We start from the raw sequence: 15,000 nt of genomic DNA, 5'->3' as shown, positions 1-15,000 counted from the left end.
CGCATTCTCAAAAAATGGCGCAGCTCCCTTCGCTGACAAAACTCCTAATAACGCACAAGCAGCAAAAGTAGTAATCAATTGAATCCTTATACTCTTTCGTACGCTCTTTACTAATTTCTCAATTAATTCTCTTATTTTCCTTATATAAGTAAACGGATTAAATATCTTTTTCAATCTTATACCCCACTCCCCATACTGTTTTTATATATCTAGGTTTCCTTGGATTCTCCTCAATCTTTTCACGTACTTTTCGAATATGCACCATTACCGTATTATCAGACTGGAAAGATCTTTCGTTCCAAACCTTTTCATAAATTTGTTCCGCGCTAAAGACCATACCCGGATTACGAGCTAGTAATTCTAGAATTGAAAATTCCCTTGGGGTCAGTTTCACTTCTTCTCCGTCCACAATAACTTTATGGGTCGAGATGTTTATTTTCATCTCTCCAATTTCTAGCTCGTCCTCATTTTGTATAGCGAAACCATTCATTTTCATATAACGGCGTAACTGAGATTTAATTCTTGCGATTAACTCTAACGGATTAAATGGTTTCGTTACATAATCATCTGCACCCGTTGTTAACCCTAAAATCTTATCCATATCTTGCGTTTTCGCAGAAAGCATAATAATAGGCATTTCTTTCGCTTCCCTTACCTTCATACACATATGAATACCATCCACTTTCGGCATCATAATATCTAATACGACTAGATGTACTTCATTTTCTTCCAATAGACGTAATCCTTCTTCTCCGTCTCCTGCTTGTAATACTTTATATCCTTCATTCTTTAAATAGATTGTAATTAAATTCCGAATTTCTTTTTCATCATCTACGACAAGTATTGTTTCGTGTGCCACAATATCTCCCCCATCACTTTTTTAATCCCTAACTTCTATTATAGGAAAACTTCTGAAGAAAAACGCTCGGAAATCCTTAAGATTTTCTGAAGACGCAAAAAAGGTCTAGACTCCCCTTAAGTCTAGACCTTTAAAAACCCCTTTTATTTACGAACATAGATGAAATATAGTACGAATAAAACTCCCATAACATACATAATCGGATGAACCTCTTTACGACGACCACTCACAACCATTGTAATTGGATAGAAGATAAATCCAATCGCAATCCCAGTTGCGATACTATACGTAAGTGGCATAGAGATAATTGTAAAGAATGCTGGTACTGCAATCTCGAATTTCTTCCAATCAATTTCCCCTAAGGAAGAAACCATCAAGATTCCTACAATAATTAAAGCCGGTGCCGTTACAGCTGGCGTTACAACACTTAGTAATGGCGAGAAGAATAGTGCCAGTAAGAAGAATCCTGCTGTTACAACTGCTGTAAATCCAGAACGTCCTCCTGCTGCTACCCCTGCAGACGATTCAATGTAAGACGTTGTTGTTGATGTACCTAAAATCGCACCAATTACAGTTGCAATCGCATCTGCAAATAACGCTTTTCCTGCACGTGGTAATTTATTGTTCTTCATTAATCCTGCTTGATTTGCAACCGCTACAAGCGTACCTGCTGTATCAAAGAAATCGATAAAGAAGAACGTTATAATAACAATCCCCATTTGAACTGTGAAAATATCTCCGAAGTGCGTTAACGCCGCGCCGAACGTTGGTTCTAGACTCGGTATTGCTCCCACCACAGCTTTCGGAGTATCAATTAATCCTGTTGCAACTCCTAAGATCGCTGTAAGAATCATACCGTAGAATACTGCACCATTAACTTTCTTAATCATGAAGATGATCGTAGTAACAACCCCGAAGATTGCTAGTAACGTTGTGCCCTTTGTTAAGTCCCCCAACCCAACAAGAACCGCATCGTTTTTCACGATAATTCCGGCATTTTGGAATCCAAGGAAAGCAATGAATAATCCAATACCTGCTGCTACTGCAAACTTTAACTCCGATGGAATTGCATTAATGATTTTTTCACGAATACCTGAAGCAGTAAGAATAATAAAGATAATACCTGACATTAATGTTCCGGCAATGGCCGTTTGCCACGGAATACCCATCGTTAACACTGCTGTATAAGCAAAGAACGCGTTAATCCCCATACCTGGCGCTAAAGCAATTGGATACTTCGCGAAAATACCCATAATTAACGAACCGATCGCTGCCGCTAATGCCGTAGCAACGAATACTGCACCTGGATCCATCCCTGTACCTGCTGGTAACCCTTTAACATTTCCAAGCGACAGCGTAGCAGGATTGACAAATAGTACGTAAGCCATAGATAGAAATGTCGTTAACCCTGCTATGAACTCAGTCTTATAATTCGTACCGAGCTCATCAAACTGAAAATAGCGTTTCATCCTATGTTTCCCCCGTTATATGATTACTCGCCGTATTTCACCCTAGCCCTCTTTTATCCCGAGAAATAAAAAAGACTTCCATTGCATATATACATGGAAGCGTTCTATAAACAAAGACAAGTTTCCCCTCATCTTTATACAAACGCCTCGTAGTCAAGCCATTTACGGTAGCTAGGTAGAAACTTTCGGGCCATATCCCCGATATTATACGACGGCTATAATATTCACTTTTCGTTTGAATTACATAATCATATTAACTCGACGAAGTAGTTTTGTCAATTTAAAAACGAACATTTTCATAAATTTTTATAGTTTCGTTCGTATTAATGCCAAAATAAAAAAGATCCATCTATACATAAGCAATAGATGGATCTTTTTATAAATACTATTCCCACTCAATAGTTGCTGGTGGCTTACTCGTTACATCATACACGATACGGTTAACGTGTTTTACTTCGTTTACGATACGTACAGAGATTTTCTCTAATACGTCCCAAGGGATACGTGCCCAGTCAGCTGTCATACCGTCGATAGATGTTACTGCACGGATACCTACTGTGTAATCGTAAGTACGCTCGTCACCCATAACACCTACGCTACGCATACCAGGAAGTGCAGTGAAGTATTGCCAGATTTCACGGTCTAAGCCCGCTTTAATAATTTCTTCACGTAAAATCGCATCAGATTCACGAACGATTTCTAATTTCTCTTCTGTAATTTCACCTAATACACGAATACCAAGACCAGGACCTGGGAATGGTTGACGCCATACGATTTCATCAGGAATTCCTAATTCTGATCCTAATACACGTACTTCATCTTTAAATAAAGTGTTTAAAGGCTCAATTAATTTGAACTGCATGTCTTCTGGAAGTCCACCAACGTTGTGGTGAGATTTAATTGTTTGTGCAGTTGCTGTACCACTTTCAACGATGTCTGTGTAAAGTGTACCTTGTGCTAAAAAGTCCATACCTTGTAATTTAGACGCTTCATCATCAAATACGTAAATGAATTCGTTACCGATGATTTTACGTTTTTGTTCTGGATCTTCTACACCTTTTAACTTGTTCATGAAGCGTTCTTTTGCATCCACTTTAATAACGTTCATGTGGAAGCCTTCGCTAAATGTTTTCATAACGCCTTCTGCTTCGCCTTTACGCAGTAAGCCGTGGTCAACGAAAATACAAGTTAATTGATCGCCGATTGCTTTATGAATTAATACTGCTACAACAGAAGAGTCTACACCGCCACTAAGTGCGCATAGTACTTTTTTGTCTCCAACAGTTTCACGAATTTTTTCTAATTCTACTTCGATAAAGTTCTCCATGTTCCATCCTTCAGAACAACCACATACGCCGAATACGAAGTTTTTAATTAAATCGTTACCGTGCTCAGAGTGACGTACTTCTGGGTGGAATTGTACACCGTATAAGTTTTTCGCTTCATTGCTCATACCAGCAATTGGGCAAGACTCACTTGTTGCGTCTACTACGAATCCTTCAGGTAAACCAGTTACTAAGTCACCATGGCTCATCCATACAACTTGCTCTTCTGGAAGGTTCGCATATAATTTTGATTCGTTCTCTACTTTAAGAACAGCCTTTCCGTACTCACGGTGATTTGCACGCTCTACTTTACCACCGAAGTGTTGCGTCATAAGCTGCATACCGTAACAAATACCGAAGATTGGTAAACCTAGTTCAAAGATTTTTTCATCACAATGTAATGCACCTTCACCGTATACGCTATTTGGTCCACCAGAGAAAATAATCCCTTTTGGATTCATTGCTTTAATTTCTTCTGCAGTAATTGTATGTGGATGAAGTTCACTGTATACACCGAACTCACGAATTCGACGTGCTATTAACTGATTGTATTGACTTCCAAAATCTAAAACGATAATTGTATCGTGTTGTTTCTTCAAAATAATCACCCCAACGTTAGTTCTCGTATATAAATATTTTCACCAATTTGGCGAAAAGCATTACCAATATAATAAAAAAAGCCAGTCCTCCGCCTCTAGTCTCATAACAAAGAAAAGGCAGGGGTCTGGCTTTATAAAGAAAGATAGTCTCCGCTCTTTATAAATATAAGACACACTGCCTTCATAGTCAGGTTGTTTACGGTAACCCGGTAGAGACTCTCAAACCATATCATTGAGGATATATGAAGGATCGTTTTATATTATCTTCCTAGATTCTAACAATGAAGTGTCGGTATGGTCAAGAGAGAAAGCGACAAAATTCTACAGAAATTCATTTCCTTTTCTAAAAAACATAAAAAAACATCCATTTCTATATAGAAATGGATGTTTTTTAGGACAAACGGAATTACATCATTCCGCCCATACCGCCCATGCCCATGCCGCCCATGTCAGGCATTGCTGGTGCATTTGGTTCTGGCTTGTCAGCTACTACAGCTTCAGTTGTTAAGAACATAGCTGCAACAGATGCTGCGTTTTGAAGTGCAGAACGAGTTACTTTAGCTGGATCTACGATACCAGACTCAAGCATGTTAACCCATTCGCCAGTAGCTGCGTTGAAACCAACGCCTACTTTTTCGCCTTTTAGACGCTCTACAACTACAGATCCTTCTAGACCAGCGTTGATTGCGATTTGACGAACTGGCTCTTCTAGTGCGCGAAGTACGATGTTGATACCTGTTGCTTCGTCGCCTTCAGCTACGATAGAAGCTACTTTTGTGTATACGTTCATAAGTGAAGTACCACCACCTGCAACGATACCTTCTTCTACTGCTGCACGAGTTGAGTTAAGTGCATCTTCAATGCGAAGTTTGCGTTCTTTCAACTCAGTTTCAGTTGCTGCACCTACTTTAATTACCGCTACGCCACCTGCAAGTTTTGCAAGACGCTCTTGTAATTTTTCACGATCGAATTCAGAAGTTGTTTCTTCTAATTGCGCACGGATTTGACCGATGCGAGCTTCAATTTGTTCTGTGCTTCCTACACCTTCAACTACAGTTGTGTTTTCTTTCGTTACAACAACTTTACCAGCGCGTCCTAAAGATTCAACTGTAGCAGATTTTAAGTCACGGCCTAATTCTTCAGTGATTACTTCGCCACCAGTTAAGATCGCGATATCTTCTAGCATTGCTTTACGACGGTCACCAAATCCAGGAGCTTTAACAGCTACTACATTGAATGTACCACGAAGTTTGTTCACTACTAATGTAGCTAACGCTTCGCCTTCTACATCTTCAGCAATGATAAGAAGTGGTTTACCTTGTTGTACCACTTGCTCTAATACTGGTAAGATTTCTTGAATGTTAGAAATCTTTTTGTCAGTGATTAAGATGTATGGGTTATCAAGAACTGCTTCCATTTTGTCAGAATCAGTAATCATGTAAGGAGATGCATATCCACGATCAAATTGCATACCTTCTACTACGTCTAATTCTGTTGTGAAGCCTTTAGATTCTTCTAAAGTAATAACGCCGTCGTTACCAACGCGCTCCATTGCTTCAGCGATTAATTGACCTACTTCTTCGTCAGCAGCAGAAATAGCAGCTACTTGTGCGATAGAAGATTTACCTTCGATTGGTTTAGAAATCGTTTTTAATTCTTCAATTGCAGCAGTAACAGCTTTTTCGATACCTTTACGAAGACCCATTGGGTTCGCACCAGCTGTTACGTTTTTAAGACCTTCACGAATCATAGCTTGCGCTAATACAGTTGCAGTTGTTGTTCCGTCACCAGCTACGTCATTTGTTTTGCTAGCAACTTCTGCTACTAATTTCGCACCCATGTTTTCGAATGCATCTTCTAATTCGATTTCTTTTGCGATTGTTACACCATCATTTGTAATAAGTGGTGAACCAAATTTTTTCTCAAGTACAACGTTACGACCTTTTGGTCCAAGCGTTACTTTTACTGCATTTGCAAGAGTGTCGACACCGCGAAGCATCGAACGACGTGCTTCTTCACTAAATTTAATATCTTTTGCCATAATAATTGACCCCCTTGGATTTTTTAAGATTTATATAATTAACCGATAACTGCTAAAATGTCACTTTCACGTAAAATCAAGTAGTCTGTACCTTCATATTTCACTTCAGTACCTGCATATTTTGAGAAGATGATAAGATCACCTGCTGCTACCTCTAAAGCAACACGCTCACCATTCTCAAGCACTCGACCAGTACCTACTGCAACAACTTTACCCTCTTGTGGTTTTTCTTTTGCAGTATCTGGTAATACGATACCACTTGCTGTTTTTTCTTCTGCTTGAACAAGCTCAATTACAACGCGATCACCTAATGGCTTTAGCATGAACAATAACCTCCTCATTTTGTTATGTAAATTTCTTTTATTAGCACTCAAGTCACCCGAGTGCTAACACACTTATAATAATAAATAATCTCAATTTCTTTTGCAAGTAAAAAAATCATAATTTTTTCGCAAATCACTATATAAACTTTCTATATAGAATACTGCCTTTACTATATGAATCGTTGTTTCCACTGCTCGTATGTTACAATATGAAAGGACACCCTAAGTTGTTTTCGCTACACACACAACTTTCTCCTGTCTTCTATTATAATTTCAAATAAGGATTTACGAAAAAAACATAATTCAAGTGAGGTTTATATCGTAGGTAGCATATTTACATGTTATCCTAACTTATCTCATACACTATAGTTAGAAAGGATGGTTAAACCATTTGAAGAAACAATACTGGTGGATTATCGTTACATACATTTTAATGCAGTTATCCGGCGTTGTTGGATTACCACTTCTCCTAAAAACAGGACTCTACGATAATAGAGGATTTACCATTGAGGAAAAAGGACAAATCATAACGGGACACTGGGCAATTATTAGCTTCTTTGTTGCATTATGTATCGTACTTTGGTTACTTAGAACAGATATTCGTGACAGGCATTTAGATCCAATGCGCTCTTCTGTCCCAGCTACTATTGGATGGATTTTCATCGGGTTCTTCTTAGCAATCATCTCACAATCCATTGCAGGTATGATTGAAATGTATGTATTTGGGGTTCCACGTGAATCTGAGAATACAGACAGACTGATGGACATCGCAAGAACGATACCTTGGTTCCTTATTGTTGTATCTATAATTGGACCTATCTTAGAAGAAATCGTATTTAGAAAAATTCTATTCGGCACGCTTTATAAGAAGTTTAACTTCTTTATCGCAGCTATCATTAGTTCGCTTGTATTCGCAGCAATTCATTTTGATTTTACTCATTTATTGGTATACACTGCTATGGGGCTCGTATTCGCCTTCTTATATGTGAAGACGAAGCGTATTATCGTTCCGATTGCAGCTCATGTTGCGATGAATACATTAGTCGCTATTGGGCAAATTTTTATGAGCAATGAGCAAATTCAAGAAATGATTAAAGAAGCTGAAAAAATGCAAGGCTTTATCGGAGGATTTTTTGTATGAGAAACTCACCATTGTTCATGGCTGCACTATACTTCCTTCTTGGATGTATCTTTACACGCTTCGCCATTACGAACGTGACAGATACAATCTGGAATGTGTGGACAATACTATTTGCAGTTATGGCAACAATTGATTTTAATTTGGCACTTCGCCTTATATTAGTTAAATTCACAAAGAAGAAACAATAATAAAACGCAGAGGTCGCTTCCTCTGCGTTTTATTGTGGATAGTTTTTCAAAAAGTAAACTAATGTTTGTAACTCTACAGCTAAATCAATATGATGAATTCTAATATTCTCTGATACGTTTAATCGTGCTGGTGTGAAATTCAAAATACCATGTACGCTCGTTTCAGCTAATCTATCTGCTACAGCTTGTGCTACTGTAGCCGGTACTGTTAATATTGCCACTTGTATATCATTTGATAATCTCTCTTCTAATTCATCTAAATGGTATACAGGAATGCCCCCGATTTCTGTTCCAACTTTCTCTTCACTAACATCAAATGCCATTTCAATTTTTGTATTATTGTTTTTCGTGAAATTATAATGTAAGAAAGCGGTCCCTAAATTACCTACTCCAATAAGTGCTACACGTGTTATATCATCTTGATCAAGTGTTTCACGGAAAAATGATAATAAATAATTTACGTTATATCCATATCCCTTTTTCCCTAACGCTCCAAAATACGAAAAATCTCTTCGTATTGTTGCGGAATCTACTTTTACTGCCTCACTCAATTCGGCCGATGAAACACGCTGCTTACCAGAAAGAGATAAGTTTTGGATAAATCGATAGTATAGAGGCAATCTTTTAGCAGTGGCTTGTGGAATCTTTTGCTGATCCATATGACCTCTCCTCTCTTCCTATCTTTATTCATATACTTTAATCAAATACAAAAGTTTAGCACTCATTAAATTCCTTGTATAATAAAGAGAAGAAGTATTCTCTCTTTATTTTAAACTATACACTATTTTTAGTATGATTGAGAAATATAAACATGGCAAAGTTAAGAAATTATTTGAGGTGAAAACATTGATTTTATTACAAGTAAACGCGCTTTCGAAATTATACGGTGCAGAAACGATTCTTGCAAACATAAAATTGGAAGTACAAACAAAAGATCGTATCGCATTAGTTGGAAGGAATGGAGCAGGCAAATCTACATTATTAAAAATTATCGCTGGTGAATTATCTCATGACGGTGGCGAAATTATAAAACCTAAAGATGTCTCAATCGGATATTTAGCTCAAAATACTGGACTAGAAACGTCTTTAACAATTTGGGATGAAATGCTAACCGTCTTTACCCACTTACAGCAAATGGAGACAAAACTTCGAAGGCTTGAGCAAGAAATGGGAAAAGAAGAAAACTTTTCAAACGAAGCTACATATGAAAGATTGTTAGCTGATTATGACCAATTGCAACTCAATTATAAAGATCAAGGTGGATATCAATATGAAGCGGATATTCGCTCCATTTTAAGCGGCCTTGGCTTCCCAGTTGAAACGCACCAGACGACGATCTCTACTTTAAGCGGCGGGCAAAAAACAAGATTAGCTCTCGGGAAATTATTATTAACAAAACCAGACTTACTTATTTTGGACGAGCCTACAAACCATTTAGACATCGAAACATTAACGTGGCTTGAGCAATATTTACAAGGTTATCCTGGCGCAATATTAATCGTTTCACATGACCGTTATTTCTTAGACAAACTCGTTACACAAGTATATGAAATTTCGAATAAAGAAAGCAGACGATTTGTTGGTAACTACAGTAAATATTTAGACTTAAAATCAGCATTATATGAGCAAGAAATGAAACGTTACGAAAAACAACAAGATGAAATCGCAAAACTTGAGGACTTCGTTCAAAAGAATATAGCTCGCGCTTCTACAACGAAACGTGCTCAAAGTCGTCGTAAACAACTAGACAGAATGGAATTATTAACGAGACCATTAGGGGATTCTAAGTCAGCATCATTCCACTTCGATATTGAAAAGCAAAGTGGAAATGATGTTTTACAAGTAAATGATGCAACCATCGGCTATGATGAGAACCCTATAATTGAACATGTAACTATGCGCTTAACTCGCGGAGATAGTGTTGCTTTAGTTGGTCCAAACGGAATTGGGAAATCCACATTGTTAAAGTCTATTGTGAATAAGTTACCACTATTAAATGGTGATGTTTCTTTCGGATCAAATGTATCTGTTGGTTATTATGATCAAGAACAAGCAAACTTAACATCTTCTAAACGGGTTTTAAATGAATTATGGGATGAATATCCACTGCAACCTGAAAAAGAAATCCGTACTATACTCGGGAATTTTTTATTCACAGGAGATGATGTACTGAAACCAGTATCTTCTCTTAGTGGTGGACAAAAAGCTCGATTAGCTCTTGCAAAACTTATGATGCAAAAGTCAAATTTGTTAATTCTAGATGAGCCTACGAACCACCTTGATTTAAATAGTAAAGAGATTTTGGAGAATGCTTTAATTGATTACCCAGGGACTCTTCTATTCGTCTCACATGACCGCTACTTTATTAACCGTGTAACAACGACTGTGGTTGAGTTATCAACAGAAGGTGCACAGGAATATTTAGGGGATTACGATTACTACGTTGAAAAGAAAAATGAAATGATTGAACGTGCAGAACTTGAACAGCAAGAAAGTGACATTCCTGTTCAAAAGGTGGTTGCACAAGAGAAATTAAATTATTTAGAAGAAAAAGAGCGTAAAAAACTAGAGCGTCAACGCACCAGAAAAATTGAAGAGCTAGAACAAAGTATATTAGAATTAGAAGAAGAAATTGCTACGTTAGAAGATCAACTTTGCTTACCAGAAATATATGCAGATTATGAAAAAGCTAGTGAAATTACAACTAAAAAGCAAACGCTACAAGAACAACTTGAAACTTGTATGGCAGAATGGGAAGAGCTGCATGTATAAGCATATTTAAATAAGGAAGATGTCTCATAAGTCAGGATTTTTGACTATGCGACATCTTTTTTTCTTTTAATACAGAAACAATTTTTTGAGTATATCAATCGTAACTTAGAATATACCAACGATTTTTCAAATATATCTATTGTAACCCTATATATATTAACAATTCGACACGAAATATCGATTTAACGACAAAGATTGACAATATTAGCATCTTCTATAATAGGGGGATGTTTCAAAATGTTTTTCGGGGATATCTTCTTACTTTTTATTTCCCGAAAAAGAACAAATTCAAAGGTCTGACATCATCCTATTTATCCACAATTTTATACACATATCCACCTTTATAAAATAAACCTTAAAATAACTTTTCCACATTATCCACAATCGACAAAAAAGTTATCAACATTTTATATACACAATAAAACCCATATTATCAACAGACAATATGGGTTTTATCCACAACCTGTGGTTAATTATGTGCATAACTATGCTTCAATATCTAATCCTGGATTTGCATTTAAGGCTAATGTTGCACGCTTACCTTGTTCATAAGCAATTGTCCCTGCGGCTGCAATCATCGCTGCATTATCTGTGCATAAAGATAGCGGTGGAATAATTAATTCAATGTTTTCTTTTTGTGCAAATTCCTCTTCTAATCGCGCACGAAGTCCTTTATTAGCAGCTACTCCACCAGCAAGAAGTAATTGCTTTACATTATAAGCTTCTGCTGCACGAGCTGCTTTCGTTACAAGTACATCTATTACACTTTCTTGGAAACTTGCCGCTAAATCTTCTGGCGCAATTTCTATACCGCGTTGTTTTGCGTTATGCACAGTGTTGATAACTGCTGATTTCAATCCACTAAAGCTAAAATCATATGAATCCGGTTCTAGCCATGCACGAGGCAAATCAATTGTCGGTTCTCCTTCATGTGCAAGGCGATCAATATGAGGACCACCTGGATATGGCATAGATAACGTACGAGCTACTTTATCATATGCTTCTCCAGCTGCATCGTCTCGTGTTTCACCAATTACTTCGAATGAACCATGTTCTTTCATATAAACAAGTTCTGTATGCCCACCGGATACAACAAGTGATAATAACGGGAATTGAACTTCTTTTACTAAACGGTTCGCATAAATATGACCAGCAATATGATGAACACCGACTAACGGAATATCATGTGCAAACGCTACTGCCTTCGCTGCATTTACTCCAATTAGAAGTGCTCCTACTAAACCAGGACCTTCTGTTACAGCAATTGCATCAATATCATCAAATGTGATGTTTGCTTCCTTTAAAGCTTCTTCTAACACAACTGTAATTTCTTCTACATGATGACGGGATGCAATCTCTGGTACAACGCCGCCAAAACGTTTATGACTTTCAATTTGTGATGCAACGACATTCGCAATAATTTCCGTTCCATTTTTAACAACTGCTACTGCTGTTTCATCACAACTTGTTTCAATACCAAGTATAATCGTATTTTTTTCCATTATATATTCACCCACATTACGAGACCATCTTCCTGATTGTCTGCATAGTATCGTTTACGAATCCCACCATTTTGAAATCCGTATTTTCTGTATAACTGCTTTGCTACTTCATTTGATACACGTACTTCAAGTGTCATTGTTTTTACCCCTAGTTCTTTCGCTTCAGAAATAACTGCTTTCAATAGGGCATCTCCTAACTTTTGACCTCGGTATTCTGGCAAAATAGCTATATTTGTTATATGTGATTCATCAATAATTATCCACAATCCACAATACCCGACTACACGACCATCTTTTTCTAACACAATATAATGTGCATGTTCATTCATCGTTAATTCACGATGAAAGGCATCTGCAGTCCAAGGAGTTGAAAAAGACGCTTCTTCAATAGCTACAATTTGAGCAATATCATCAAGCTCCATCTTTCTAAATATCATATCCATCTTCTGCAAGCTCCTACTTGTTTTGACTTTCTAACCACTTTGTTTCAGCTTCAGCTAAACGAAGATAGCTCGGAACAAACGTATGCACATCTTGTTCTTCTTTTTGTAATCCTAAGAATGCTAGCTCACTTGGTCTTGGATTATTTTTAGTAAATGGAGCGAATACAGCTTGATCACCTAAATGTTCTATAATTGTTTCTTTATGCAATTTAACATCGTTACCGATAAATAAAACAGGCTGTCCTTTATCTTTTAACATTTGCAACCAGTCCACAATAAGAATAATTCGGTCTTCTTCTATTGAAGTTAACTGCTCTCCTTCATATGTATATAACCCTGTATAAATTTGCCCACGTCTTCCATCAAATAAAGGACAAATTAACCCGTTAAAGTTAGCACCGTTTGCAGCTACTACCTCTAAACTTGATACACCTACAATTGGTATTTGAAGTGACCAAGCTAATGTTTTTGCCGCAGTCACGCCTATGCGAACACCTGTATAGGATCCAGGTCCAGCAGCTACAACGATTTTAGTTAATTCCTTCGGTTTTACGCCACACTCTTTTAACAGTTTCTCTACAGCTGGCATAAGACGTACAGAATGGTTTTTCGTTAAATTTGTAATGATTTCCCCAATTACGTTTCCTTCCTCAATAAGGGATACACCCATTACGTAATTTGAAGTATCAATTGCTAGTACTTTCATCTTGTAATAGCTCCTCACATAATCTAATATAGCGATCTCCAATTGGCTCGAGTATAATTCTTCTTGTGTCATCTCCAGCATGGAATAAACTAATTTGTAACTTTTCATTTGGTAAATATGCCTCTATTAAATGAGCCCATTCTACTACCGTAATTCCTTCACCGTAGAAATATTCATCAAAGCCTAAGTCCTCTTCACTTTCTGCTAAGCGATACACGTCCATATGATATAGCGGTAATCTTCCTTTATATTCTTTAATGATATTAAAGGTAGGACTATTTACAACTCTTTTCACTCCAAGACCTTTTGCTAGTCCCTTTGTAAAAGTCGTCTTACCAGCTCCAAGATCTCCTTCTAAAATAATTACATCTTGTGCCTCTACGAGCTCACCTAGTTTTTCTGATAACCTTTGTGTCTCCTCAGAAGATTTTGTTGTTACTTCATATTTACTCACAGACTTCACCTACTTTACTCACAATGTTCTCTGCTCTTTATTATACAGGTTTTGAATATATAAAAAAGTCCTTAGGAGTTGTCCTAAGGATAGTTTGACTGTCTTTATTAGTTTTTTGTTAAAACAAATAAAAAAATACGAAACAACTTGTTTCGTTCTTTTCTTTATATGAAATGGCGGTCCCGACCGGGGTCGAACCGGCGATCTCCTGCGTGACAGGCAGGCATGTTAACCACTACACCACGGGACCATTTGGTTGCGGGGACAGGATTTGAACCTGCGACCTTCGGGTTATGAGCCCGACGAGCTACCGTGCTGCTCCACCCCGCGACAATATAAATAGCTTGGCGACGTCCTACTCTCACAGGGACAAGGTCCCAACTACCATCGGCGCTAGAGAGCTTAACTTCCGTGTTCGGTATGGGAACGGGTGTGACCTCTCTGCCATCATCACCAAACTATGAAGGCATATTCCTTCAAAACTAGATAACATTGCTACATATTATATGGTTAAGTCCTCGATCTATTAGTATTCGTCAGCTCCACATGTCACCATGCTTCCACCTCGAACCTATCAACCTGATCATCTTTCAGGGATCTTACTAGCTTACGCTATGGGAAATCTCATCTTGAGGGGGGCTTCATGCTTAGATGCTTTCAGCACTTATCCCTTCCGCACATAGCTACCCAGCTATGCCCTTGGCAGAACAACTGGTACACCAGCGGTGCGTCCATCCCGGTCCTCTCGTACTAAGGACAGCTCCTCTCAAATTTCCTACGCCCACGACGGATAGGGACCGAACTGTCTCACGACGTTCTGAACCCAGCTCGCGTACCGCTTTAATGGGCGAACAGCCCAACCCTTGGGACCGACTACAGCCCCAGGATGCGATGAGCCGACATCGAGGTGCCAAACCTCCCCGTCGATGTGGACTCTTGGGGGAGATAAGCCTGTTATCCCCGGGGTAGCTTTTATCCGTTGAGCGATGGCCCTTCCATGCGGAACCACCGGATCACTAAGCCCGACTTTCGTCCCTGCTCGACTTGTAGGTCTCGCAGTCAAGCTCCCTTATGCCTTTGCACTCTACGAATGATTTCCAACCATTCTGAGGGAACCTTTGGGCGCCTCCGTTACACTTTAGGAGGCGACCGCCCCAGTCAAACTGCCCACCTGACAC

At 38.2% G+C, this 15,000-nt stretch carries 14 protein-coding genes, 2 tRNA genes, 2 rRNA genes and 2 riboswitches (2 of these 20 cut by a window edge); of the genes, 3 read left to right on the top strand and 15 right to left on the bottom strand.

What is annotated here, in order from left to right; genetic code table 11:
• The 6 genes from ampS to groES all read right to left on the bottom strand — a co-directional run.
• Window positions 1–174: the start of an aminopeptidase AmpS gene (gene ampS / locus MHB52_RS01615; RefSeq protein ID WP_016119030.1), read on the bottom strand. Its footprint begins 1,332 nt before the window's first position; the window shows 174 of its 1,506 coding nt (coding positions 1–174); its start codon is at window positions 172–174; its stop codon lies off the left edge, out of view.
• Entirely contained in the window at window positions 158–859 is a 702-nt protein-coding gene (locus MHB52_RS01610) for a response regulator transcription factor (RefSeq protein WP_000929884.1), read from the bottom strand. Before MHB52_RS01610 ends, ampS begins: the two co-directional genes overlap by 17 nt.
• A gap of 143 nt (window positions 860–1,002) precedes the next feature.
• Window positions 1,003–2,328, bottom strand: a complete 1,326-nt coding sequence (locus MHB52_RS01605; protein WP_000833094.1) for an NCS2 family permease — start codon at window positions 2,326–2,328, stop codon at window positions 1,003–1,005.
• A gap of 130 nt (window positions 2,329–2,458) precedes the next feature.
• Window positions 2,459–2,560: riboswitch (purine riboswitch) on the bottom strand.
• Window positions 2,561–2,713: 153 nt separating this feature from the next.
• The gene (guaA, locus tag MHB52_RS01600) at window positions 2,714–4,252 is read right to left on the bottom strand and encodes a glutamine-hydrolyzing GMP synthase (protein ID WP_000743906.1); all 1,539 of its coding nucleotides are present in this window, start codon (window positions 4,250–4,252) and stop codon (window positions 2,714–2,716) included.
• A gap of 164 nt (window positions 4,253–4,416) precedes the next feature.
• A riboswitch (purine riboswitch) is annotated at window positions 4,417–4,518 on the bottom strand.
• A gap of 140 nt (window positions 4,519–4,658) precedes the next feature.
• Entirely contained in the window at window positions 4,659–6,293 is a 1,635-nt protein-coding gene (gene groL, locus MHB52_RS01595; protein WP_001029993.1) for a chaperonin GroEL, read from the bottom strand.
• Between the two features lie 38 nt (window positions 6,294–6,331).
• Window positions 6,332–6,616, bottom strand: coding sequence for a co-chaperone GroES (gene groES, locus MHB52_RS01590; RefSeq protein WP_000917311.1), 285 nt, complete (start codon window positions 6,614–6,616; stop codon window positions 6,332–6,334).
• Window positions 6,617–7,007: 391 nt separating this feature from the next.
• Between groES and MHB52_RS01585 the strand changes: the two genes are divergently transcribed.
• A complete protein-coding gene (locus MHB52_RS01585; RefSeq protein ID WP_016119015.1) occupies window positions 7,008–7,757 on the top strand; it encodes a CPBP family intramembrane glutamic endopeptidase in 750 nt (249 codons plus the stop codon).
• Window positions 7,754–7,945, top strand: a complete 192-nt coding sequence (locus MHB52_RS01580; protein WP_001246204.1) for a YdiK family protein — start codon at window positions 7,754–7,756, stop codon at window positions 7,943–7,945. Before MHB52_RS01585 ends, MHB52_RS01580 begins: the two co-directional genes overlap by 4 nt.
• Window positions 7,946–7,974: 29 nt before the next feature.
• Here the strand turns inward: MHB52_RS01580 and MHB52_RS01575 are convergent, their stop codons facing one another.
• Window positions 7,975–8,604, bottom strand: coding sequence for a redox-sensing transcriptional repressor Rex (locus MHB52_RS01575; RefSeq protein WP_000372699.1), 630 nt, complete (start codon window positions 8,602–8,604; stop codon window positions 7,975–7,977).
• 187 nt (window positions 8,605–8,791) lie between these two features.
• Here MHB52_RS01575 and MHB52_RS01570 point away from each other — a divergent pair, with 187 nt between their 5' ends.
• Window positions 8,792–10,717, top strand: a complete 1,926-nt coding sequence (locus MHB52_RS01570) for an ABC-F family ATP-binding cassette domain-containing protein (RefSeq protein WP_000602145.1) — start codon at window positions 8,792–8,794, stop codon at window positions 10,715–10,717.
• A 485-nt stretch (window positions 10,718–11,202) separates the two neighbouring features.
• On the opposite strand, the gene tsaD is transcribed toward MHB52_RS01570, so the two are convergent.
• The 8 genes from tsaD to MHB52_RS01530 all read right to left on the bottom strand — a co-directional run.
• Window positions 11,203–12,219 carry a tRNA (adenosine(37)-N6)-threonylcarbamoyltransferase complex transferase subunit TsaD gene (gene tsaD / locus MHB52_RS01565; RefSeq protein ID WP_000414585.1) on the bottom strand — a complete coding sequence of 339 codons (1,017 nt, stop codon included), beginning with the start codon at window positions 12,217–12,219 and terminating at the stop codon, window positions 11,203–11,205.
• On the bottom strand, window positions 12,219–12,662 hold the full coding sequence (gene rimI / locus MHB52_RS01560; protein WP_000367190.1) for a ribosomal protein S18-alanine N-acetyltransferase: 444 nt from the start codon (window positions 12,660–12,662) through the stop codon (window positions 12,219–12,221). Before rimI ends, tsaD begins: the two co-directional genes overlap by 1 nt.
• A 13-nt stretch (window positions 12,663–12,675) precedes the next feature.
• Entirely contained in the window at window positions 12,676–13,368 is a 693-nt protein-coding gene (gene tsaB, locus MHB52_RS01555) for a tRNA (adenosine(37)-N6)-threonylcarbamoyltransferase complex dimerization subunit type 1 TsaB (RefSeq protein WP_000865753.1), read from the bottom strand.
• Complete coding sequence (tsaE, locus tag MHB52_RS01550; RefSeq protein ID WP_000049644.1) at window positions 13,349–13,822, bottom strand: tRNA (adenosine(37)-N6)-threonylcarbamoyltransferase complex ATPase subunit type 1 TsaE; 474 nt, start codon at window positions 13,820–13,822, stop codon at window positions 13,349–13,351. The genes tsaB and tsaE overlap by 20 nt, the downstream gene beginning before the upstream one ends.
• 174 nt (window positions 13,823–13,996) lie before the next feature.
• A tRNA-Asp gene (locus MHB52_RS01545) sits at window positions 13,997–14,072 on the bottom strand.
• A 3-nt stretch (window positions 14,073–14,075) separates the two neighbouring features.
• Window positions 14,076–14,152 (bottom strand) — tRNA-Met (locus tag MHB52_RS01540).
• A 12-nt stretch (window positions 14,153–14,164) separates the two neighbouring features.
• A 5S ribosomal RNA gene (gene rrf / locus MHB52_RS01535) occupies window positions 14,165–14,280 on the bottom strand.
• A gap of 48 nt (window positions 14,281–14,328) precedes the next feature.
• Window positions 14,329–15,000, bottom strand: a 23S ribosomal RNA gene (locus MHB52_RS01530); it runs 2,251 nt beyond the window's last position.

It is taken from the genome of Bacillus sp. FSL K6-0073 (assembly GCF_038006085.1).
Taxonomy (GTDB): Bacteria; Bacillota; Bacilli; order Bacillales; family Bacillaceae_G; genus Bacillus_A; species Bacillus_A cereus.
This window is presented reverse-complemented; position numbering and strand designations above follow the sequence as displayed.